This is a genomic window from Paenarthrobacter nitroguajacolicus, from assembly GCF_029952445.1.
Taxonomy (GTDB): domain Bacteria; phylum Actinomycetota; class Actinomycetes; order Actinomycetales; family Micrococcaceae; genus Arthrobacter; species Arthrobacter nitroguajacolicus_B.
Genome location: NZ_JAQPPK010000027.1, coordinates 43,071 through 65,900 on the forward strand (window position 1 = coordinate 43,071; position 22,830 = coordinate 65,900).

16 protein-coding genes and 2 pseudogenes are annotated in these 22,830 nt (G+C 60.1%); 15 read left to right on the top strand and 3 right to left on the bottom strand.

Annotation, left to right across the window (positions count from 1 at the left end; translation table 11 throughout):
* Positions 1 to 167 precede the first annotated feature (167 nt).
* From PJL15_RS17940 to PJL15_RS17975, 8 genes are all read left to right on the top strand, one after another.
* Positions 168 to 1,682, top strand: coding sequence for an APC family permease (locus PJL15_RS17940; protein WP_281452494.1), 1,515 nt, complete (start codon positions 168 to 170; stop codon positions 1,680 to 1,682).
* Between the two features lie 132 nt (positions 1,683 to 1,814).
* Positions 1,815 to 3,191 (top strand): aspartate aminotransferase family protein, encoded by a 1,377-nt coding sequence (locus PJL15_RS17945; protein WP_281452495.1) that lies wholly within the window; start codon positions 1,815 to 1,817, stop codon positions 3,189 to 3,191.
* A gap of 155 nt (positions 3,192 to 3,346) precedes the next feature.
* Entirely contained in the window at positions 3,347 to 4,456 is a 1,110-nt protein-coding gene (locus PJL15_RS17950) for a Zn-dependent alcohol dehydrogenase (RefSeq protein ID WP_281452496.1), read from the top strand.
* 161 nt (positions 4,457 to 4,617) lie between these two features.
* Positions 4,618 to 6,111: an aldehyde dehydrogenase family protein gene (locus PJL15_RS17955; protein WP_281452497.1), complete on the top strand. Its 1,494-nt coding sequence runs from the start codon at positions 4,618 to 4,620 to the stop codon at positions 6,109 to 6,111.
* Positions 6,112 to 6,250: 139 nt separating this feature from the next.
* Positions 6,251 to 7,522 carry a M20 metallopeptidase family protein gene (locus PJL15_RS17960; RefSeq protein ID WP_281452498.1) on the top strand — a complete coding sequence of 424 codons (1,272 nt, stop codon included), beginning with the start codon at positions 6,251 to 6,253 and terminating at the stop codon, positions 7,520 to 7,522.
* Positions 7,523 to 8,384: 862 nt separating this feature from the next.
* Positions 8,385 to 8,696 (top strand): hypothetical protein, encoded by a 312-nt coding sequence (locus PJL15_RS17965; RefSeq protein ID WP_281452499.1) that lies wholly within the window; start codon positions 8,385 to 8,387, stop codon positions 8,694 to 8,696.
* Between the two features lie 28 nt (positions 8,697 to 8,724).
* A complete protein-coding gene (locus PJL15_RS17970; protein ID WP_281452500.1) occupies positions 8,725 to 9,666 on the top strand; it encodes a helix-turn-helix domain-containing protein in 942 nt (313 codons plus the stop codon).
* 161 nt (positions 9,667 to 9,827) lie between these two features.
* Positions 9,828 to 10,907: a carbon-nitrogen hydrolase family protein gene (locus tag PJL15_RS17975; RefSeq protein ID WP_281452501.1), complete on the top strand. Its 1,080-nt coding sequence runs from the start codon at positions 9,828 to 9,830 to the stop codon at positions 10,905 to 10,907.
* Between the two features lie 165 nt (positions 10,908 to 11,072).
* Here the strand turns inward: PJL15_RS17975 and PJL15_RS17980 are convergent, their stop codons facing one another.
* Positions 11,073 to 11,576, bottom strand: a complete 504-nt coding sequence (locus PJL15_RS17980) for a hypothetical protein (protein ID WP_281452502.1) — start codon at positions 11,574 to 11,576, stop codon at positions 11,073 to 11,075.
* A 453-nt stretch (positions 11,577 to 12,029) separates the two neighbouring features.
* On the opposite strand from PJL15_RS17980, the gene PJL15_RS17985 reads away from it, so the two are divergent.
* Complete coding sequence (locus PJL15_RS17985) at positions 12,030 to 12,500, top strand: MBL fold metallo-hydrolase (protein ID WP_281452509.1); 471 nt, start codon at positions 12,030 to 12,032, stop codon at positions 12,498 to 12,500.
* 704 nt (positions 12,501 to 13,204) lie between these two features.
* Here PJL15_RS17985 and PJL15_RS17990 read toward each other — a convergent pair.
* On the bottom strand, positions 13,205 to 14,737 hold the full coding sequence (locus PJL15_RS17990; RefSeq protein ID WP_281452503.1) for an IclR family transcriptional regulator: 1,533 nt from the start codon (positions 14,735 to 14,737) through the stop codon (positions 13,205 to 13,207).
* Positions 14,738 to 14,912: 175 nt separating this feature from the next.
* Between PJL15_RS17990 and PJL15_RS17995 the strand changes: the two genes are divergently transcribed.
* From PJL15_RS17995 to PJL15_RS18005, 3 genes and pseudogenes are all read left to right on the top strand, one after another.
* Positions 14,913 to 16,226 carry an MFS transporter gene (locus tag PJL15_RS17995; protein ID WP_281452504.1) on the top strand — a complete coding sequence of 438 codons (1,314 nt, stop codon included), beginning with the start codon at positions 14,913 to 14,915 and terminating at the stop codon, positions 16,224 to 16,226.
* A gap of 12 nt (positions 16,227 to 16,238) precedes the next feature.
* On the top strand, positions 16,239 to 17,228 hold the full coding sequence (locus PJL15_RS18000; RefSeq protein WP_281452505.1) for a hydroxyacid dehydrogenase: 990 nt from the start codon (positions 16,239 to 16,241) through the stop codon (positions 17,226 to 17,228).
* Positions 17,229 to 17,375: 147 nt separating this feature from the next.
* Positions 17,376 to 17,885: pseudogene (locus tag PJL15_RS18005) on the top strand (RraA family protein).
* A 474-nt stretch (positions 17,886 to 18,359) separates the two neighbouring features.
* On the opposite strand, the pseudogene PJL15_RS18010 reads toward PJL15_RS18005, so the two are convergent.
* Positions 18,360 to 19,332: pseudogene (locus PJL15_RS18010) on the bottom strand (IS481 family transposase).
* A gap of 131 nt (positions 19,333 to 19,463) precedes the next feature.
* Between PJL15_RS18010 and PJL15_RS18015 the strand changes: the two are divergent.
* The 3 genes from PJL15_RS18015 (at position 19,464) to PJL15_RS18025 (ending at position 22,057) form a co-directional block, all read left to right on the top strand.
* Positions 19,464 to 19,697: a hypothetical protein gene (locus PJL15_RS18015; protein WP_281452506.1), complete on the top strand. Its 234-nt coding sequence runs from the start codon at positions 19,464 to 19,466 to the stop codon at positions 19,695 to 19,697.
* A gap of 623 nt (positions 19,698 to 20,320) precedes the next feature.
* Entirely contained in the window at positions 20,321 to 21,370 is a 1,050-nt protein-coding gene (locus PJL15_RS18020; RefSeq protein WP_281452510.1) for a pyridoxal phosphate-dependent aminotransferase, read from the top strand.
* A 93-nt stretch (positions 21,371 to 21,463) separates the two neighbouring features.
* Complete coding sequence (locus tag PJL15_RS18025; RefSeq protein ID WP_281452507.1) at positions 21,464 to 22,057, top strand: TetR/AcrR family transcriptional regulator; 594 nt, start codon at positions 21,464 to 21,466, stop codon at positions 22,055 to 22,057.
* Positions 22,058 to 22,830 lie beyond the last annotated feature (773 nt).

Consider the following 22,830-nt stretch of genomic DNA (forward strand, 5'->3'; position numbering starts at 1 on the left):
GCAGGGCTGACACAGGCGCAGGCAGCGCGGAACTTTAGGCTGTAACGCAGTTCACACGCTGTGCGGCAAGGGGGCCGCGAAAGCTGAGTTCCGCGACGCCTGATTTGGTTCCGTCTTATCGAAGGCGTCGTGAAGATCATCGAACTTCGAACGTCCTGGAGGGACGAATGGCAACTAACAATGTTAAATTTGAGCCCGTGGATGCGGGACCCAACGGAATGTTGAGTCCGGATAAGCTACTTGGCCGCGGGCTCGGCGTCGGGTCGATCGTGTTCATGGTCGTGGCGGGTGCCGCACCAATGACAGCTGTGGTCGCCGGCTGGCCCGTGGTGGTCTCTGCCTCCGAAGGCACGGGCGGCCCACTGTTTTTCCTGATTGCGACGGCGATCCTGTTCCTGTTCGCCGTGGGCTTCACCCGGATGACACCCTACGTGAAGAACGCAGGGGCCTTCTACTCGTACATTCAGACGGGCCTCGGCCGGGGCATGGGGCTTGGTGCATCAACCTTCGCACTTGGCACATACCTGCTCCTGTTTCTCGCACTGTGTTCCTATTTGGGATCGGCGGCCCAGACCACTGTCCATGACCTGGGTGGTCCGGATCTTCCCTGGTGGCTGTGCAGCCTTGTGCTGATGGCAACGTGCGGTGCCCTTGCGTACCGGGATGTCGAGCTCTCCGCCAAGGTCCTGGGCGTGGTCCTGGTCATCGAAACTGTCGTTTTGTTGGCAGTGAATATCGGCGTCGTCGTGCATGGCGGTGCCGAGGGGTTGAGTGCTGACTCGCTATCCCCCGCACGTCTGGGGGAAGGTGTGCCCCCGTTGGGTGTCATGTTTGCCTTCTTCTCGTTCATCGGCTTTGAGGCGACCGCGGTCTTTCGCAACGAAGCGCGTGACCCCGACCGGACAATACCGCGCGCGACGTACATTGCCGTTCTTGGTGTCGGCATCTTCTACACCTTCACCGCATGGGCCATGCAGGCCGGAGTCGGTGACAGCCACATCGTCGAAGCGGCAACAGACGATCCGACCAGCATCGTGGTCGGTCTGGCCGCCAAGTACGTTTCCCCTGTCCTTGCCACTCTTCTTCAGGTCTTCCTGATCAGCAGCCTCTTCGCGTGCATTCTGACGTTCCAGAACGTACTTACGCGCTACCTGTTCACCCTGGGATCCCAGGGCGTGCTGCCGGCGGGGCTTGGCACCGTCCATCCTCGCCACCGGGCTCCCTCGAGGGCCTCATTGACTGTGTCAATAACGGCCATTGCCTTGCTTGGAGTCGAGGCGCTCATCGGGCTTGACCCGGTGACGGAGGCCTACACCTGGTTCTCCGGATCTGCGACGCTCGGTGTTGTGGTTCTGATGGCCCTGACCTCCTTCTCGGTGCTTGTGTTCTTTCGGAGAAAGGCAAGGGGAAAGCTTTGGGCCACGCTGTTCGCGCCGGCACTTGCAGTGATGGGTCTGGCGGCGATTGTCTTCCTGGTCGTGCAGAACTTCGGCCTTCTTGTCGGCGGTGACCTCGCCGCAGGCATCCTACTGTCGGTGATGGGAGCCCTGTTTGTCGGCGGTTTGGTGACCGCCCTGGTAATGCGCTCAAGGCGGCCTGATGCCTACGCCGCCCTGGTCCCAGCAATGTCAGACCAGGAGCACGAACCCGCTGAAAGCCGGAACGGCGCAGCCGCGGAATAAGAGCGGCACACCCCGTCTCCGGTGCCCGGGTCGTTGTCACGAACGACCACACGGCACCGGAGGCACTGCCGTCGTATCCGTCTCGTCGTGACAGTGCCAAGAAGCCAAACCATAAAGGAGTTTTCCAGTTCCATGAGCGCTCTGTTGAAGCAGACCATTGACAAGACGTACCCGGTGGTCACGCATGGCCAGGGAGTCTACCTGTACGACTCAGCCGGTCGGCAGTACCTGGATGGATGCAGCGGCGCCATGACTGCAAACATCGGCCATGGGGTTGAAGAAGTTGCAGAGGCCATGAAGGACCAGGCCGGCCGCGTGGCTTTCACATATCGAACCCAGTTCACCAATGCGCCCGCCGAGGACCTGGCGCGTCGGCTCACCGCTATGGCTCCCGGCGACCTTGACTGGGCGTTCTTCGTAAACAGCGGCTCGGAGGCGTCCGAATTCGCCATTCGGTCTGCCGTCGGCTACTGGCGCGAAAGGGGCGTCCCGGGCAAATTCAAAGTCCTCGGCCGGAACATTAGCTATCACGGCATGACTATGGGAGCGCTGTCGATGTCCGGGCACGCAGCACGCCGCCCCGACTACGGGCCGTTGTTGCATGCGTTCTCCTTCGCCCCGCCAGCGTATGCATATCGCTTCGCTCAGCCGGGCGAGAACGAAGAAGACTACGCGCTGCGAGCTGCGAGAGCCTTCGAAGAAGCCATTCGGAACGAGGACCCCGGCACAGTCGCAGCAGTGATCGTGGAACCAATAGTGGGAGCCGCCGGCGGGGTTCTTACACCTCCGGCCGGCTACCTCTCCCGGCTGCGCGAAATCTGTGACCGGCTGAATGTGCTGCTGATCATTGATGAGGTGATCACGGGTATCGGACGCACGGGAGATTGGTTCGCGAGTTCCTATGAGAACGTCGTGCCGGACCTTCTTCTTATGGGCAAAGGATTGAGTGCCGGTTATTCCCCTGTTGCTGGCGTCCTGCTGCGAAGCCACATCGTCGACGCGCTCAGGGAGGGCAGCGGCGTCGCCCCGTTCGGGCACACCTTCTCGGGGAACCCCCTCGGGGCAGCCACCTGCCTGGCCGTCCTGGACTTTATGGAACGCCGGAACATCCTCGCAAACGTCCGGCAACGGGGGGAACAGCTCGAAGAGGGTCTGCTCTCCCTGGCAACCCGGTACCGGTGCATGGCCGACGTCCGCGGCCGGGGCCTCCTGTGGGGCTTCGAGTTCGTTATGGACCAGGAAAGCAAGCAGGCACCCGATCCGTCGCTCGGAACGGCCAACACATTCGTGCAGGAATGCCTCGCCCAGGGACTCATTGTCTATCCGGCCGGCATCGCCCCGCTGAACAACGCTGTGATCCTGTCCCCGCCCTTGGTGATCAACGAAGAGGAGACACGGGTACTCCTGGCGAAGCTGGAGAAAGCGGTCTGCGCCATGGAACGCCACGTGGAGCGCTGGGCAGCAGCGGGTGACAACCGGCGTGGAATCCGAGTTGGAATTGGAAGCTGACCTCATCCCTTCAGGTCAACAGTGGAGCCGGCGCTGGTCACCTTGCACATAGCGGTCGTAAAGGCTGTTCCCTCCACACACTTTTGAAATTCCACCAGGGCTGAAGATGGTCGAAGCGACTCATCTTCCAGCACCTCAACCAACAAGGAAGCCAAGTGACTACACCGATTCTTGCCGCCGTGCTGGAAAAGCCCGGTTCCCCTCTCCAGTTCCGCGAATTGCTGCTGGACGATCCGGAGGACAATGAGGTTCTCATCCGGACCGAGCGCGTGGGACTGTGCCATAGCGATCTGCACTACCTGAAGGGGTCGCTGGATATCTCTCTGCCGGCTGTCCTCGGGCATGAAGTCGCAGGCATTGTCGAGCGTGTTGGCTCTGCGGTCACAAGAATTAAGACCGGTGACCGGGTCGTGGCAACGGTCACCCCCTCCTGTGGAGCCTGCCGTAACTGCATCAGCGGGCGCCCGACCCAGTGCGAACGGGTCGATTCAATGCGTGAGCGGGCTCGCCCCAGGCTCCTCTCACCTGATGGATCAAGCGTTGAGTCGCTCGGCGGTATCGGCGCATTTGCCGAGGCCTTCCTGGTGAGAGAGGCATCCGTTGCAGTGGTCGGCTCGGACCTGCCTCCCCAAGTGGCCTGTCTTCTCGGTTGCTGCATCAGCACGGGAGTCGGCGCGGTTATTCACGGCGCAAAGGTGGGGTCAGAACATACTGTTGCCGTAATCGGTTGCGGCGGTGTTGGAATAGCTGCCATTCAGGGTGCCAGGTTGGCTGGGGCCCGACGAATCATTGCCATTGACGCCGTGCCGGCGAAGCTGGAGCTAGCCCGCAACTTCGGAGCCACAGACACTGTCGTATCATCACCCGACCCGACAGAAACCCTCAGCCAGGTCCGATCACTTCTTCCCCAGGGTGTCAGCCATGCAATCGAGGCGGTGGGCCGCAGCCAGACAGCGGAACTCGCCTTTTCGCTCCTGAGCCCGACCGGAATCGCCACCATCCTCGGTCTCATGCCCACAGGGTCCGAACTGCGTATCCCCGCAGATGCACTTGTCTACGGTGACAGACATCTGCAAGGCGCCTACATGGGCGCGAACAGGTTCCTCAGCGACGTGGACATGTTCACAGACCACTACCTGAACAACCGACTGGATCTCGATGCAATGGTCACCAAAGAACTGCCCTTCGAACGCATCAACGAGGGGTTCGAAGCGATGGCGGAAGCATCAACCATCCGCGTGGTGCTGAACATGACCGACAGGTAATCGTGATCCGGAGAACCTTGTAAATCGTTCCGACACGAAAGCGGCGCGACGAGGCGCTGCAAATCCTCCCACACATGAACAGCCAAACGTCAGGGCCCAACATTCGCCATCGCTGGCCATGAACGAAAAAGACACAAACGAAACCAGAGGAGCCACCTTAAATGACTGCTGAAGGACTAGCACAACTGACAGACATTGCCCCCGACCTCGTCGAGCAACGCTCCTTCATTGATGGTGCATGGCTGCAGCTCGAAGAAAACGGCCGCTACCTCACCAACCCGAATACCGGCGAACCCCGACAGCCGATGCGCAAGACCGCGAAAAATGATGTCGAACGCGCACTCGCCGCAGCAGCGACACTGCACGGGTCCGGAAAACTTGAAGACATCAAACTCCGCGACCGTCTTGAGCTCCTGACAGAGGTAGCGGCGTCCCTCGATGCCAAGAGCGAAGAAATCGCTTTGCAGGACAGCATCAACACCGGAGTCCCTATCCAAACCACCCGCCTGATTGCTGGCGCACTCGGCGACAGAATCCGCGGCACTATTAGTGAAGCAGAGCAGCTTGGTGAATCGGAGACCCTTGACCATGACAGGTCTGTGGTCATCCTGCGCAAGCCACTCGGCCCCGCCCTCATCGTCGGCCCCTGGAATGCCCCAACCTTCACCGTAGTCGGCAAGGTGGCGGCAGCCATCGCGGCAGGTTGCCCGGTGATTCTCAAACCCTCCGAGAATGCCCCCGGCGGTTGCCAGCTCTTCGCCGAGTCGATCGTGGCTGCCATGACCGAGCTTGATTACCCGGGCTCCGCGTTTCAGCTGGTTCATGGAAATTCGGAGACAGGGTCACTGCTGACATCAGACCCCAGGATCGAGGCTCTTTCGTTCACGGGCGGCGATTCCGCAGGCCGCACAGTCGCGCAGGCCGCCGCATCCAATCTGGCGGTGATGCAGATGGAGCTCGGATCCAACAATCCCGTGATCATTCTGGATGATGCCGATGTCAGCTCTGCGGCTCGGTCCATTGTGCAGGGCATGACCCGTCTCAACGGCCAGTGGTGCGAGGCGCCCGGCAAGGTCCTGGTTGACGAGTCTATTCACGACCGTTTCGTTGAGGCCATGAAGTCCGAACTCAGGAAGCTCCGGGTCGGAAACGCCCTGGATGAATCGACGCAAGTGGGTCCCCTGGCATTCCAGCGACAGCGCGATGGCTTGAAAGCCTCAGTAAACCGGCTCCTCGAGCTGGGGGGCAAGCTCGTCACTGGCGGCGAGCTGCCGGATTCTGACGGTTGGTTCATGGCGCCGGGGATGATCGTCGGATGTGCCGCCGAGGCAGCCTCCGAAGAGCTTTTCGGGCCGCTCGTAACGGTACATGCCGTACATACGGTGGAGGAGGCGCTTAGCCATGCCAACGGCCTCGCAACCGGCCTGGACGCCTACGTTTTCGGCGGCAACGAGGCAAGGGCCGTCGAAGTGGGATCCCGTATCCGTGCCGGTGAAATCCGCATCAACGGCACCTTCATGAGCGACCTCGCCGGCAATTCACGCCAAAGCTTTTGGGGCACCAGCGGTATCGGTGGTCACGGTCCGCAGTACGGCGTCCGTTTCTTTACCGGCGACCGCGTGATTGGCGTGGACAGGACCGACCTTCCGCTCTAAGGGTCATCTCCGACCGCAACATGAAGCCACGTCCCGCGGCGCTTGAGACAAATTTTCCGGGAAACGTGACTCACGGTCACGAAGCCCCCCTATGTCAGGAATGGCGCACCGGGGCGGCCAACACGAGAAAGTTCCTTCAATGACCAATACGACACCAACAGATGCCGTGCCCTTTTCAGCGCTGAGCCTCCTCGAGGGCGCCTCAGCGGCGATACCGTCCTTCGAAAGTGACTTGGTTGATTTCCGCAGGGAAATGCACGCAGAACCTGAAGTCGGCCTGCACCTGCCCCGTACCCAGGCACGGGTCCTGGAAGCAATCAAGGAACTCAACCTCGAAATAACGCTAGGACAAGCCGCCTCCTCCGTTGTTGCGGTACTACGCGGCGGGGCAACCCAGTCCGCGCTAGGAAGCCGTTCCACGGTACTGCTCAGAGGAGACATGGACGCATTACCCGTGGCAGAACAGACGGGTTTGTCCTTTGCCTCGACCAATGGTGCAATGCATGCCTGCGGCCATGACCTGCACACAGCAGGTCTCATTGGTGCCGCCCGTTTGCTTTCATCAGTACGTGACAGCCTTACCGGCGACGTCATCTTCATGTTCCAGCCCGGTGAAGAGGGACATGACGGAGCCCGCATCATGCTGGAAGAAGGCGCTCTTAGCGCGGCCGGCAGGCGACCGGATGCTGCCTACGCCCTGCACGTAGTTTCGGACATGCCCGCTGGACTGTTCACGACCCGTGCCGGCTCCTACATGGCAGCCTTCGGAGACCTTTCCGTCAAGGTTCTCGGGCGGGGTGGGCACGGGTCCCGACCCTATCAGGCTCTGGACCCGATACAAGTGGCTGCTGAAATGCTGGGCGCACTACAGACATATATCACCAAGCGATTCAACGTCTTTGATCCCGTTGTCCTGTCCGTGGGCCAATTCCATGGCGGTTCAGCCTCTAACGTCATACCTGACTCGGCGGAATTCTCCGCCAGCGTCAGATCCTTCAGTCCCGGGGTTGAAGCGCGGCTCGCACAGGAACTGCCCGACTTCATCCGGCAATTAGCGACCGCACATCAACTGACGGCTGAGGCACGGTTCACTCCGATAATGCCCGCCACCATCAACCACGAAAGTGACGCCGAACTTTGGAGCCAGACTGCGCGCAACTTCTACGGTGACCACCGGTTCATACAGAGCCACAACCCCCGGACAGGCTCTGACGATTTCTCACGTTTGCTCGTTGAGGTCCCCGGAGCGTACGGGCATCTCGGCGCCGGATCACTGGACGTCGACCCCGCAGAGTGGGCTCCCATGCACTCCCCCAGGGCAACGTTTGATGACAGCATCCTGGTCGACCAAGCACAATTCATGGCGGGCGTGGCACTGGGAAAGCTACAGGAGCTGGAGTTTTTGGGGTAGCGGCGGGCGCAGCCTGATCGTTCCCGGACATCCTGCGCCTCCACTTGAAGCAGTGCACGTGGCAGCACTGGTGTAGGAGCTCCGAATGAAGGGCAATCCAATCAGTCAAGTTGACGCAAGCCCAACCTGACGTCAGGCAGGTACTCACAACGAGTGGGAACGGGGATCGATTCTTCTCTCCCTGACCCTAAATGGAGAAACTCGCAGAACTAAATCCGGGCACGGCCCCAAGCGGCAGCGCAGCGTATTGGTTCTGGTTGGAACGTCTTCGCCAGAAGTGGCCATCGTCATCGGTGGAGCATACATGATGCGGTGACATGACGATCTCCGCACATTGTCAACCAGAGGCCACGAAGAAACACCTGACCCTGAACGCTTTGAAGTATCCTAAGTTTAGGATGGACTCCGGTTGAGTCCGAATAACATTGCGAAATCATGCTGAGATCCATGCAGGAGCAGGAAAGACGGACATCAGGGCTTCTCCGCAGTCCCTAATTTCGAACCCTAAGCGGCTCAGAGTAACCAGCAGGGGCAGGCAGCGGCTGACGAAATCTCCATTTATCGGCATTCAAACACGGGGTAGAAGTAGACCCTCAGGCCCGCACGGCGTCCGGGTTCCAACAAGTTGAACGCCAGACGAAACACATTCATTCATGTCCAAAAGCCAGGTTGGTCATACACCCGGCGGGACCACCCGTCACTAGGATGGGTCAGCAAGTCCCGTACACAACGGGTACCCCATCACCACGGGGCCATATTCGATTCATTCTCGCGGCCGCCTCCTGCGCTCGACTTTACGATAACCCGTATGAGCTTCTGAAGGACAACCCATGACCCTGCGCCTTGGCAAAGAGTGTTAAGGATGGGGCACGTTCGCAACGTCGTCTTCGTGCACCTCGGCGGTGACCGCAGTGCCCTGTTGGACCGCATGAACGCCCGCGACCTCGAGTTCATGCCGAGCAGCCTCCTCGACTCGCAATTGCGCACTCTCGAACCCCTGGGCCGGAACGAAGAGCACGTGTTGGCCAACTTCCAACTCGCTCCCCCGCTGCTCGTGGATTCGATCTGCAAAGAGAGCTTGCCGACTAGTCGGATCCTCAGGATGCATTGTCCGGCCCTAGTGGATCGCCGGTGGGGCAGCAATCTTGCGAATATGGCACGTCCGGGCCTGTAACTGTAAAACTGGGGGCAGGAGGTAACTCATGGCCAGGATTGTGCGTACATCTTCCATTCCGGCCCGCAATCGGGTGGCGTTTTGGACTGAAAGCGTCTCTGAGGCTTTCGTCAGCCTGGAGTGCAAGGCCGGTGCCGGCCATGAGGACATCCAAGGTGAATTGTCTGTCCAATCACTGGCTTCCTTGGACCTCGCCCGTGTTCGAGCAAGTGCTCAGGCTGTTCACCGTACGTCGGCCAACATCAGATCATCCCAAGAGGATTTTTACCTCGTTGGCGTTCAAACCCAGGGTTCATGCGTAGTAACCCAGGCTGGAAGGTCTGCTGTCATAGCGGACGGCGCGTTCGCACTATACGACACATCGAGGCCGTATTCCCTTGAGCTGACAGATCGCTTTGAGCAACTGGTCCTGCGCCTACCACGTGCAGCGTTTGAAACACACCTCCCTGGCGCGGAAGGTCTGACAGCGCAAGCGGTGATCGCCAGTCCAGGCGCAGCACGCATCCTGGTCAATACCGTAAAAATGCTCGCGGATGATATCGAGTTCCTGACACCGGCCGCGGCACTGGCTGTTTCACATGGTCTGGAGCACTTGATTGTCGCTGGTCTCCGCGGACTAACCAGCGATGCCGCCGATGATTCCAGCACGCTCAGGAAGGAAATAATCCAGCGCTACATCATGGACAACCTGAGGGATGATTCGCTCAGCATTGCAAACATCTCCCAGCAACTCCATCTCTCACCAAGCAGCATCCACCGTTCCTTCGCCCTCCAAGGACAAACCGTCATGGGTTGGGTGTGGCGTCAACGGCTGGAAGGAATCCGTCGGGAACTCCTTGCCGGCAGCCACAAAGGAACGTTGAGCCAGCTAGCTTACTCCTGGGGATTCTCAGACTCCGCACACTTCAGCAGGGCTTTTCGTCGACAGTACGGCCAAGCCCCGTCATCACTGCAACGGCCGCTAACCTAACCGTGAACCACTGTCGCCGGGCCTGCAGACATCACCTAGGCGAAATGACACGTAGAGTCAACGAGATTGCCATGAAGGGGCAAGACATGGGTAAGACAGCTACCTAACGTTGAAAGCATCCAAGAAGCCGTGTTCTCGGTCACATAACTTAGGAGCTTTCAATGGACCACCCCAAGTTCAAGGCCGCCGCCATCCAGGCCGCGCCCGTGTTCCTCAACCTCGACGCCACCATCAACAAGGCGGTCGCCCTCATCGAGGAAGCATCGAGCAACGGCGCTGAGGTCATCGCCTTCCCCGAAACCTGGCTCCCGGGCTACCCCTGGTACGCCTGGCTGGACGCACCCGCTCTTTGGCTGGCGAAATTCGGGCAGCGCTACTTCGACAACTCCCTCGAATATGGAACACCCCAGGCCGAGCGACTCGCCAAAGCCGCCAAGGACAACAAGATTATGGTTGGCATGGGCCTAAGCGAACGCAATGGCAGCAGCCTCTACATCGCTCAATGGATCATCGGCAACGACGGAAAAACGATCGCCCAGCGGCGCAAGCTTAAGCCGACCCACGTTGAACGCACCATTTATGGCGAAGGCGACGGCAGCGACCTCTCCGTCTGGGACACCAACCTTGGACGTGTGGGCGGCTTGTGCTGCTGGGAACACCTGCAACCATTGTCCAAATACGCAATGTACTCCCAAAACGAACAGCTCCATTTCGCAGCCTGGCCCAGCTTTTCCATCTACGAGGGGGGCGCCTATGCACTCAGCGGCGAAGCCAACGTCTCAGCCTCCCGCGTCTACGCACTGGAAGGATCCTGCTATGTCCTAGCACCCACGGCCATCGTTTCGCAGGAAATGCAAGACGAAATGTGCGAAACCGAACTGCAGAAGGCGCTCCTAAAAACCGGCGGCGGATACAGCCGCATCTTTGGACCCGACGGTAAACAACTCCACGAGTCGCTCCCAACGGATCAGGAAGGAATCATCTACGCAGACATCGACCTGGGCACAATCTCCCTCTCCAAAGCCATTGCAGACCCAGCCGGTCACTACTCCCGCCCCGACGCTACCCAACTCGTCCTGAACAAGACCAGCCGACGTGCGGTTGTCGATACAACACCGGACGAACAAACATCGCGTTATCCCGACGCCGCATCCCACCCAGATGATGTCGCCGAAACCCCCATGTGGGGTGCCGCATCGGCCGATATCGACACGCTGGTTAAGGATCCGCAGGCTCTCTAAAGGTCAAACCCGGGTGTGCGGTGGTTCGGATCCTGAGCCGCCGCACACCATACCTAACCGCGATGAACCGCCGCGCGCTCCGGTGCTGGCCTTGATGGAAATTGTGAAGGGGTGTGGTGCTCGAGTGGCTATTTTGATGCCATGAGAGCTTGGAGGCTGTTTGTTTCATGCGTATTTGCAGCCATTTGAGCTTTGTGCCGGTTTGGCCGTCGCAGTCGTTGACGACTTTGAGGAGTTCTTTGTCTCTAGTCCTTGAGCTGCCAGGATCTGGCTGTATTTAGGCCAATGGACGTCGGTTGCCACATTCATGAGAAGCGTCAGTTCCCCGGTGGTATGGGCTTCCAAGCGCGGTCCCTGCCTCAGGGATTTTTCGATCCTGTCCAAATCGACGGCCTTCTCACTGTTTCCTGCCACGGTCGCAGTGCGCTTACGCCGCCGTAAGGTGATTGCGCAATCGATCCGCGCTTCCGCAGGCTGGCTCATGGCATTAGCCGCGAATACGGTGACACCCTTGAGAATGCCTGTGATGTCCGAACTACCTGTCACCAGCTCATGAAAGCTTCTGATGTGCTCCTCGTGCCTGCTGCGCGTGCCCGCTTCAATCCGATCGGGCGGCTCGGACAGTCTACAACCGGCTTTTGGCCGGAGTTCACATCCGTCCCTGCCCACTAGGCAATTCTCGGACCTTGACAAGCACGGTGTCGCTGAACGGGCTATCGGTTCCTATATAAAGTGACACCGCCCCACTTTACAAAGATGAATTCAGGACTACTGGAACTCAACCATACGATCAGACGAGGAAGTGTGAAACATGCCGAAAATTTGGGGCGAGAAGTCTGCTCGCTGCCGGTTTCGTTGCCGCGGCCGTGGCCGTGGCAGGCGCAGCGCCGGCGGGCGCAGCAAATCGGAGTGAGGCAGCTACCGAATCATCGACTTCGATGGGCGCCCATTTGGACGCACCCACGAAAAATGCCTACGGCCATCAACATCTTATTCACACCTACCGCAAGTATTCCTGTTTGTAGTTGAAGGCCCCTCCATCAGGGATGAATACCGTACATACCACTTGCCAGGCCCCAGGACGGTCTCTGGTTCATCGGAGATGGTTAGGTTGGTCAATACATCCTTGAGACTGTAAGTGGCGGCTTTGCCCTTATCGATACGCTGAACAACAGCAGTGAGGTTGAGCAATGTACGATTCCCGCCCTGGAGTCACTCGGCCTGAGTGACGCCAAACCCCAGGAAGGCGTGCTCATCTCACACGGCCACGGGGATCATGACGGCGGAGCCGACGCGCTCCGTGCTCCCTTTGGGCCCAGTCTTCCCATCTACATAGGTTCCGGGGACGCGGCAGGCAAAACTTGCGGACTCAAGCTGGTCAACACCGAAACGACGGACATCCAAGAAGCTAGCATCGGTGGGACGACCATCTACGCACAACCAACCCCAGAACACACCTCGGGCAACCTGGTCGGGTTTGTCCCCGTGGAGACCGAAGGGGAACGCCAACTGCTGCTCCTGAAAGGCCACTCAGCCGTGCCGCGGAACCTCGAAACTGCGCTTCAATACTTGGCAGGGACTGAACTGCAGTAGAAGGCGGCCCGGACGTTAGGGGCAACCGGAACGATTCACACCCACCCCATGTCTGACGGTTGACTGCGTCAAATCAACGCAGTCAACGCCACAGCGGTCGGCGATCCGAACTTCATCCTCGGCAAAGAGCATACACTTCGGGCCGCAAGTATTTGGCGCGAGTGCGCGGCCGCCCATATAGCAGAACTCGTCCCCTCGATCGAGATCCCCGTATGGCGCGCCACCAAATCGCATTGCCGTCCTGCAAGCCCCTGACAAGGCAGCTCACAGCGAAAGTACGCAGCCCGTGGGGCCCGTTGCAGGCGAGGTCATCACTTCCCGGGCTGGGTCCGACACGGCATGCTCCACGGTTACGGACTTCAACGGTGTGGCGGCCTGCAAGAGCGACAGGCCAATCCATCCAGGCCAAATGGTTAGTGACACCTTCGACGGCAACGAAGGCCAAGGATTCCTTAACCTTCCCATCCATTCTTCTGCCGCCCATCGCCTTCCAGGTGGTCTTTGGCGTCGCTCTTCTTGGTGCGGCGCCGCATCGACATGGAGGTATTGCACTTCGCCCGGTCAGGATCTGCTAGTTTGCGTAAATGAGCCGATTGAACGATTTTTCCGAGACTTTGTGCAATCGCTGTCCCATTGTCAGGGATCGTACGGGCCGGTTACGCATGTTGGCCTGACGGGACGGGGAAACCCAGGCTGGCTATGGCCTAGCTGACGTCGGCTGACAGCAGCTTGGTGACACGGGCGGCGCTGGACCGGACAGCTGTGGTCAGCTCCACCAATGGAGCTTCCTGCACCCGGTACCGGGGAATGGTGATGGTAAGGGAGCCGCGCACTTTCCCGTCCACAAAGAAGGGGGCAGCTGTGCCGTATGCCTCAGGGATTCTCTCACCGTCACCGACGGCCCAGCCTCGGTTCCTGACTACGTCAAGATCGGCTTTCAAGGCAACTGCGCTTGTGATGGTTCGTTCCGTGAAGGATTCCAGGTCGACCTCGCTCAAAGCCGGGGCTAAATGGGCAAGGATTGCTTTTCCGGCTGCTCCTGCATGGAGCGGAATTTGGGAGCCGATTTCCAGCACGTAGCGGACGCCGCTGTGTTTGCCGGCATGCGTTGCGGCGATATGCGCTGTTCGACTTTCATCGTTGAGCAGCGCGAGGCCAACTGTCTCACCTGTTTGCCGGGCAAGATCGCGGAGCTCGTCGTCAATCAGTTCAGTTAATGTTGTGTGGTGGCCTAGCTCTGCGGCCCAACGCATGAGCGTTGGGCCGGTGATCCAATGCCTGGGTCCGGTTTGAATCATAAGGCCGGATTCCGTGGCTGAGTCAGCGAGCCGGCGCGCGGCAACGGATCCAGCCCCGAGTACCTCGGCCAGATATCCGGAGTCAAGCTCGGTGACGGGCTTGGCGGAGAGTGCTGTCAGCAGCCTTGATATGCGCTCGATCAACGTCGCTGGTGCCAAGTCGCGCTTTCCCCGTGTAACGGACTCCCCGGATAAGGACTGGACCGCAGTTTCGAGTTCCGAGGCTGCGTTGTGGAGCAAGCCGGCAGTCTTGGTGATATCTGTTTCATCGAATTCATTGCGGGGTCTGGAAAGCGAAATCGACCCGATGATGTGTTGGCCAAGGACGAATGGCACGGCAATGCCGGCCGCATCCGGGATGTGCTGGCCGAGGCTAACGACGGCGTCAAGGTCCGCATGGGATTGCAGTGCCTGTTCGACCTGGGCGCGGGTTGCCATTGAATTATCGGTGTACTGAGTCAGATGTTCGGGCAGTCCCTCGGTTCCTCTCCGCGACAGGATCGCCAACCCGAGCGCGCCTGCATGCAGTGGCAGTCGGCTCCCGGGCCGAAGTGTATAGCGCACGGGGGAATCGGGTTCGTGGGAAATCAGTACAAAACACTCTTCAGCGAGATTCGACGCGATAGCGAGCAGGGCCGTGGCACCTGTGTCCTTGCTGAGCTGCGCCAGCAACCGGCAGCCCTGGGTGAAAAGCGGGTGACGTTCGTGGAGCGTCCGTGAAAGAACCCGGAGCCGCGGGCCGACAAAATGCGCGCCGTTGACGTCACGCGACAGCAGCCGTTCTTCGACCAGTCTCCCCAAGGTCCGGCTGATGGTGCTCTTGCTGGCAGCAAGGTGCTCTGCCAATTCGCGCACTCCCCACCCGTAGCCTGGACGGCTGATGACAGCCTCAATGACTGCGAAGACCTCGGCCGACCCGTCGCGTTGGTGAGAGCGCACAGCCTGTTCCATGACCGCAGTATCTCACGCGTCAGGGGGTGAGCAGGCGAACCCCCACCTCCCTCAACCAAGGACCGCAAGTCCGTCTTGACAGTGTTCTGGAACACATGCATCCTTTAATCAATCAATCAAGTGGGACGTTGTCCCACTAATCTAAAGACAGAGAGGTCTTCGGATGCCCACCCCAACCCTTTCCGCTCCGGATCTGGAACACCGCCAAAAAGCCAAGAAGGCCACCGGCGTTGCCGCTTTCGGAACCTTCATTGAGTACTACGACTTCAGTGTCTACGGGTACGTGGCCGCCACGTTGGCGACCGTGTTCTTCCCCAGCGAAGACCCGCTGGTGTCGTTGCTGAACACCCTGCTCGTGTTTGGTTCGGCATTTGTCGTCCGCCCACTCGGGGCCGTCTTCTTTGGCCGACTGGGTGACCGCAAGGGCCGCCGGTACAGCCTGATCGCCAGTATCTCGCTGATGGGCGCTGCCGCCACTCTGACAGGTATCCTTCCCGGCTACGCACAGATCGGCGTCCTGGCCCCCATCTTGCTGGTCCTGTTCCGAATGCTGCAGGGCTTCTCCACCGGCGGCGAGATCGGCGGTGCAGCCGCCTATATCCGTGAATGGGCAGAACCGGAGAAGCGCTCGCTGTACGTTTCGATGATCCCGAGTATCGCCCAACTGGGTAAAGGTCTCGCAGCGGGCTTGGCAGCACTCGCTGCCACAGCGATGCCCGCAGCGGCCATGGCTGACTGGGGCTGGCGTATCCCGTTCCTCCTTGCCCTGCCCCTCGGCATCCTGTGCCTTATTCTCAGGCTCAAGGTCGAGGACAGCCCCGAGTTCACGGCCATCAAGGACGAAGACACCATCACGGAGAAGCCGTTCCGCGAAGTCATCTCCAAGTACCCCAAAGCGCTAGCCAAGGTCACAACCATCTCGCTCGTCCAGAACCTGGGAACCTACATCGGTACCGTCTTCGTGGCCGTGTACTTCAGCGAAGTCCTCGGGTTCAAAAAGAGCGAAGCATCCACCATCGTTCTGCTCGCAGTGATCTTTGCGGCCGTGCTGATCCCCTTCGCCGGACAGTTGGGTGACCGCATAGGCGGGCGCAAGGTCCTGCTCTGGTCCTACCTCGCCTACGTGGTCATCTCCATCCCTTCCTTTGCCCTGATGAACCAGCACTCCTTCGTGCTGGCACTGCTCGGTCTGGGCCTGGGCATCATCCCCTACGCCCTCTGCCAGGCCGGCACGTACGGCTCCATGCTTGAGTTCTACCCGACCCAGATCCGCCACACCGGTGTTGCGTTCGGACACAGTGTCGGCGCGGTGATCGGCGGCGGCGCCGGCCCGTACTTCGCCACCTGGCTCATCGACCAGACCGGCAACACGTTCGTCCCCGCCTTCGTGCTGCTCGCCGCAGGCCTGGTCGGTCTCCTCGTCGTTGGACTGCTCGTGAAGCCGCACCATACCCCGTCCGAACATCTCTACCGATAGGCCCGAACCATAATGACCGAGATCTACATTTCCGACCCCATCCACCCGCAGGTCCTGGCAGACATCCAGGGCGCAGCGACCGTTCACCTCGGCTACGGCCCCAATAAGGTCAACTACCTGCAAATCAGCGAAAACATCGACGCCGTCATCCTGCGCGCCGAAAACTTCACCAAGGACATTATTGCTGCGTCCCCGCAGCTGAAGATCATCGCCCGCCACGGCGTCGGTACCAACAACGTCGACATTGATGCCGCCACCGAACAGGGAGTCTGGGTGACCACCACACCGGGGGCCAACAGCAACGCCGTTGCGGAACACGTCTTCGCACTCCTGCTGTCCGGGGCCAGGCACGTTGCCACCGCCGTTACACAGGTCCGCGCCGGGAACTGGTCAGAAGGCAAGGCCGACCTGATCGGTTTCGAACTGTCCGGACGCACTATGGGAATCATCGGCTTCGGTGCCATCGGACGCCGTGTCGCTGCCATAGCGCAAGGCTTCGGGATGACCGTCCTGGCCTGTGACCCTATCGCCAATGAAGAGGATGTCGCGGCAGCAGGAGCGAAGCTCGTGTTATTCGATGATCTGATCACCGAGGCTGATGCAATCAGCATCCATGTTCCCCTATTGCCCTCAACACGGCACATGATCGGCGCGCAGGAACTTGCCCGGATGAAGACGTCAGCATTCATCGTCAACACATCCCGCGGCGGGCTCGTTGACGAAGCTGCTCTGGCTGAATCCCTTAGCAAGGGCCTGATTGCCGGTGCCGCCTTTGACGTCCTCGAAGCAGAGAACATTGACATGAAGGACCCCCTCGCCCACACGCCCTTCCCGCACACCACAACCCCCGGCCTGATCCTGACACCCCACATCGCAGGACAGACCGAAGAGGCCTTCCTCGAAGCCGGAACGACTGCCTGGGCCGAAACAAAGCTGGTTCTCGCCGGCGAAGCCCCCACGCGCCCGGTCAACAACCCCGCACTCAGCCCGGCCAACGCCTGATCACCCAGAGAAAGTCCTCATGTTTATCAACGTCTCCGCAGAGAACATCTCCGTCTATCCCGAATGGCCCAGGCCATCCCGGGACCTCGTTCATTCTCTCGCGGCTTACCCGCCCTCATCGGCGATGTCCGTAACCGCCTGGACATGATGTCAGCGGGCATCCGCTGCCTTACCCCCAAAGCCCGCCTTGCCGGGGCTATCCTGCCCATCCAGGTCTGGGAAGGAGATAACTTCGCGATCCACCGTGGTCTTGATGAAGCCAAACCAGGCGACGTGCTGGTCATCTCCGGCAACAGAGTCACCAACCGCTCCGTCTTCGGCGGCATCCTTGCAGAAATCTGACTCAGCAAAGGCGTTCAAGGAGTCCTCATCGACGGAGCCGTGCGCGACATCGAAGAAATCAACGACATGGGCCTCGCCCTGTACGCCAAAGCCACCGTCCCGGCCGGCCCCTCCAAGAACGGCCCGGGAGCCGTCGGGAAGCCCGTCGCTTGCGGCAACGTCGTCTGCAACCCCGGAGACATCGTCCTCGGCGACCAGGACGGCATCGTTGTAATTCCTCAGTCAGAAGCCCTGGAAACACTTCACCGCCTCCCCCACCAGGAAGACGTCGAGCGGGAAATCCGGGACCGCGTCAAAGCCACCGCCACCAACTAATCCTTCGCTGGCCGCCACCGTCAGCGGTGGCGGCCAACACTGTCTCAACCGAGAAAGCCGAACCACGGGACCAAACACAAGCACAATCATTGGGAAGACCTGCTCGGAGCCGTCGTGGCGGGCCCTGCCCCTGCTGTGAGTCACGGCGCACAGGTCATCGTGGACTGGCGGGCCGGCTTTCTTGGTCTTGCGGCGCTTCTTTCCGAAGACTGAGCACCAGCCGTTGTCCGCGCAGGTCCGCCACGCGGTCCGCTCAGACATCCGCTCACCCGCGGCACGGGCTTCATCGACCAGGAGCCGGTACCCGAACCCGGGGTCCTCACGGTGGGCATCAAACAAGGCGTTGGCCCGGCAGGCCTGCTCGTACTCAGCATCGGTGACCGGGTTGGCCAGTCAGCGGTAGTAGGGCTGACGGGCGATCTTCAGCACCCGGCACGTCACCGTGACGGGAATAGCGTCAGCGGCTAGGTGTACTCAGTAAGTAGGTGGGTTGCACCTGCTGATGGGTGGATTGCCTCCGACGCTGCCGTGTGGTCGGTGGTTGTTCTAGACGTCTAGCCAGGGCTGCAGGGCGTCTGTGCGGGCTTTGTTGGAGGTGAAGGGTTGCCGGTAGGCCCAGCCTTCTTGGAGGGTGCGGTTGAAGCGTTCTGCTTTGCCGTTCTGCCAGGGATGACGGGGTTTGATCAGGATGTGTTTGGCGCCCAGTGCAGCCAGTGCGTCCTGGAAATCTTTCGATAACCGGTAGGCAAAGACGTTGTCAGTCATGACCCGTCTGACTGGCGCACCGTTGGCTGCCATGGCCACTGCAGCCCGGGTGAGAAACCCTGCGCAGGTCGGGCCTTTCTCGTCGGGCAGGACTTCGGCGTAGGCGTAGCGGGAATGGTCATCGACGGCCACGTGTACGTAGTCAAATCCGACCCTTGTCTGGCCTGTTGAGTGGTTGCGGAGAGATTGGTTCGGGTCTGCCTGCCAACCTCCGCCGTCGGGGATCTGGCCGAGTTTCTTGACGTCGATGTGGATCATGTCTCCGGGAGTGTCGCGCTCGTAGCGGCGGTTCGTGGCACGGGATGCCCTGATCCGTTCCCCGGTCACCGGATCCAGGTCCGACAGCCTGGGCATGCCAGCACGGGCCAGAATCCGGGAGACCGTCCGGGCGCTCGTCCCGCACCGGGCTGCCAGGCCCCCTGGCCCTTCGCGGTGCTCAATGCCGGGTCAGAACATCGGCAACGACTTCCGTGGAGGTCGCGTGCGGGCACGATCTTGGGCGGGAGCTGCGGTCCTCAAGGCCCGCCCAGCCATGCGTCCTGTACCTGCTGATCCAGCGGTGCGCGCAGGTCCGCGAGACACCCATCTCTTTGGCCACGTGGGCAACAGGCCGACCTGCAAGGACTCGCTCTATAAGGATCCGCCTACCGTTTGGTGTTAGACGGACATTACGGTGGGACATGAAGACCTCTTAGTCGTTGGCTGTGTGTGGTAGCCACCAACCAAGAGGTCTTCACCTATTCACGATGTAACCAACGTCCTGACTCAGTACAGCTAGGTCTTGGACGATCGGGTAGCTCATTTTCCCGGCAGATGAGCTTGGGAGAAAATGCAGCAGCCCGGCGCGGAACCTCAACTTCCTGCTCCAAGGTCCTGATCCGCCGCTTCGCGGCCGCGAGTTCGGCGGCCTGCTCACCAGTGGTCCCGGACCGGTTCCCGGCCTCAACCTCGGCCTTTTTCATCCACCCGTACAACGTCGTGAAGTGGACTCCGGAATCCTTCGCGATCTGGGCCAGCTCAACCTCGGGCTCACGATTGCGACCCTGACAACATCATCCCGGAATTCCTTTGGGTACGGCTTAGTCATAGTAGACATCCTTCCAGCCCAGCCCCTAGGACCAGGCACAACAGATGTCATCTATCTGTGCAGCAGGCCCTTACTTCATCTGGATTATTTCTCCAGCCGCTGTCAGGGCTTATCCGCCGAATGGTTGACAATGCGGGTTTTTGATTCTGTGGGTACTCGTCGCATATCTAACAATGGACTTGTAGTTGATGTGGTCAACGAGGGCGCTGGGCGCAGTCGGTTCGGCCGCGCCGGCTGGGGGTCGGGCGTTGGCGACGGAGCGAATGCTGTGGGCTGGCGGGCCAAAGCGGAAGCCGAAAGTTGTCGCCTCGACGCTCTCTTGAGCCTCCATCCAGGTCCTCGCCGCTAGACCTATTGAAAAACTTGTTCCAATTGGTAAGATTGTCTTAGTTTACACAAAGGGTTACCTTGCCCCACGGCACGACAGTCAGTGTCGACTTTTCAACAGTCAGGAACGATCATGAACCAGCCAATTCTCACCGCAGAGCCAACGATTGCATCGCTTGCTGTGGCCCGGATCCTGAAGGCGTCAAGGCGACCGTCGTCGCTTGGGACCGTCGACTCGGGATCCATCGCGTTGTCCATGGGAGAGCCTGACGCTGGCACGCCCAGGCCCGTTGTGGACGCCGGTATCGAGGCTTTGAAACAAGGAAGAACCCGGTATACAGCGCTTACTGGCCTTCCAAAGTTGCGCAAGGCGTTGGCGGCCAAGCTATCCGTACAGGCAGCGCGGGCCATCAAGCCGGAGCAGGTGGTGGTTACCCATGGCGGTAGTGCGGGGCTGGCTGCAGCCGTTATCGCCATGGTTAATGCCGGCGATCGGGTTGTGATCCCCGAACCGACTTACTCGCTCTACGGCGACCACGTCGCCATGGTTGGCGGTGAGGCTGTGTGGGTGCCAAATAGCCCGAACGGATCTCTTGACTTGGAGCGGTTGGAACATGAAGCCGCGACCGCGCGGATGATCATATTGTGCAACCCTAGTAACCCCACCGGCCTGGTTTACAGCGCTGAGGAGTTGGTATCTCTTGCCCACATTCTCGAACGCCACCCCAATGTGCTTCTTTTGGCGGATGAAGCCTACGCCGACATCGTTTTTGACGGAGTTCCGTTTCTGTCTGCCCTGCAGCTGCACTCCATCGCGGACCAGGTTATCTACTGCAGCACATTCTCGAAGTCGTACGCCATGACCGGCTGGAGGCTGGGCTTTGTTGTCGCTTCCCCTGAACGTTCTGCAGCCATCAACCTGGTGCACCGGTCCATTAATGGATCCATCAACACCTTCGTCCAGGACGCGGCACTTGTCGCCCTGCAGACGCCGGAGGCCGACCTTGCTCAACTGAGGGCTTCGTACCAGCGCCGCCGCGACGTCGTGGTGGAGCACCTGCAGTCGGCTCCGCGGGTGAACCTGCTGCCACCAGAGGGCGCCTTTTACGCCTTCCCGAAGATTGACTGTGATCTAACTTCCGATGAGATGACCCAGCGCTTTGCTCGCAACGGTGTAGTAGTACGGTCGGGCAGTGAATTCGGACCTTCCGGGGAAGGCCATGTGCGTATTTCTTTTGCCGCAGACGTCGACTCTCTCAACGAGGGCATGCGCAGGTTCGTAGAGACGGTGCGAAGCTTCGGTTGATGACCGAGAGGGCCGCGGGTTAACGCCGGCCCGCTCGCCGTCCTTTGCAAGAATGTAGTCAGGCATCCATCCCCGTCGGGAAAGAACAGGCAAATGCGCAGCGATACTCGCAGAAACAAACAACAGCTCCTGCAGGCTGTCGCGGAGGAAATCCGAGAAAACCCCGGTGGCCTGTCCATGCAGAGCGTGGCGGTTAGGGCAAAGGTCGGTGTCACCAGCGCATACCGCTATTACTCAAGCCTTGACGAACTGCTCGCGGCCTACACGCTTCAGCCCCTGGAAGAACTGGGAGATTTCTCTACTGCTTGCCCCGCATCGGGACCGGAGCTCTTCCGGACGGTGATTACACGGTGGGTTGAGCTGGTGTTGGAACATGGTGAAATCCTTGTGCAGCTCCGCTCCCGTCACGGGTATCTTGAGCGTTTGGATCTGGGCGATCCCGTCATTGCCGCTACACATCGGATCTGGGAACGGCCAATCCAGGGACTCATGGAGGACCGCCACCTAACTCCGGCCAACCTTCGGAGGGCCCTCTCGGTCTGCAACGCATTGACTGACCCACGCGAAATTCTTGACCTGCACCAAACGGAAGGCATGACGCCGAAACGGATTGCGGCCTTGCTTGCGGCCTCCCTGGCCGGGGCCATGTCAGCCCAAGGAGCGAAGGCGCCACTCGCTACTCAGTAACGGACTCGCAGCGCTCGGCGCTATCGCCCTCGGGTAACGTACAAGGTAACGACCGTCCCCGCGCAGAGCAGCCTGCGACCGGCCGTGGGCCTTACACTACGCCAGGACGACCGCCTCGCTGAGAATCAATGACTCAGGTGATCGAGAAGGCCTTCCACAAAATGATGGCTGAGCATCCTTGTCCTGGTTCCCGGCTTGGCAGCGAGGGGAACTGCAGATGCGTTTGAACGGTCAGGTTGGACCCGGATGGACGCGACCCGCGCCCGCCGGCTCCCGCTGAGCTGGAATAGGGCGCACCTCGGGCACCGAAATGCAATCTAGTCCTATTTGCGCTTACGACGGCATGGAGGCTGAGAACGCTTGAGTCCACTTCAACGCCGGTTTGAGTGACTAGGCCGTGATGCGAAAGCTGTCGCATCCGGGCCACCGGCGGGAAGAACCGATAGGCGGGCATCTGCTCCAACAGTGCCTCTTGAGCCAATGCCCCTCGCGGAACTTGGGCCGCGTTCTTATGCCAAAGACGGCCCCTGCGGCATTAGGATGTTATCCGCGCTTCGTGCGGTCGCCGTGCGGACGCTCCTCGTCCAACCGCACGCTCGTCTGGTGCTTCCGAGCTGTCCAGCTGACAGCTTTTCCGTGGCCGTAGCCGGGACTGCCCCCGGTTTTGTTGACTCCTTGACCTAGCGAGCTTGTGCTCGTGGAAGGATGTTGACCATGCCGACGGCTTATGGGGCGGAGTTCCGCCAGGATGTTATTGATGTGGCCCGCAAGGG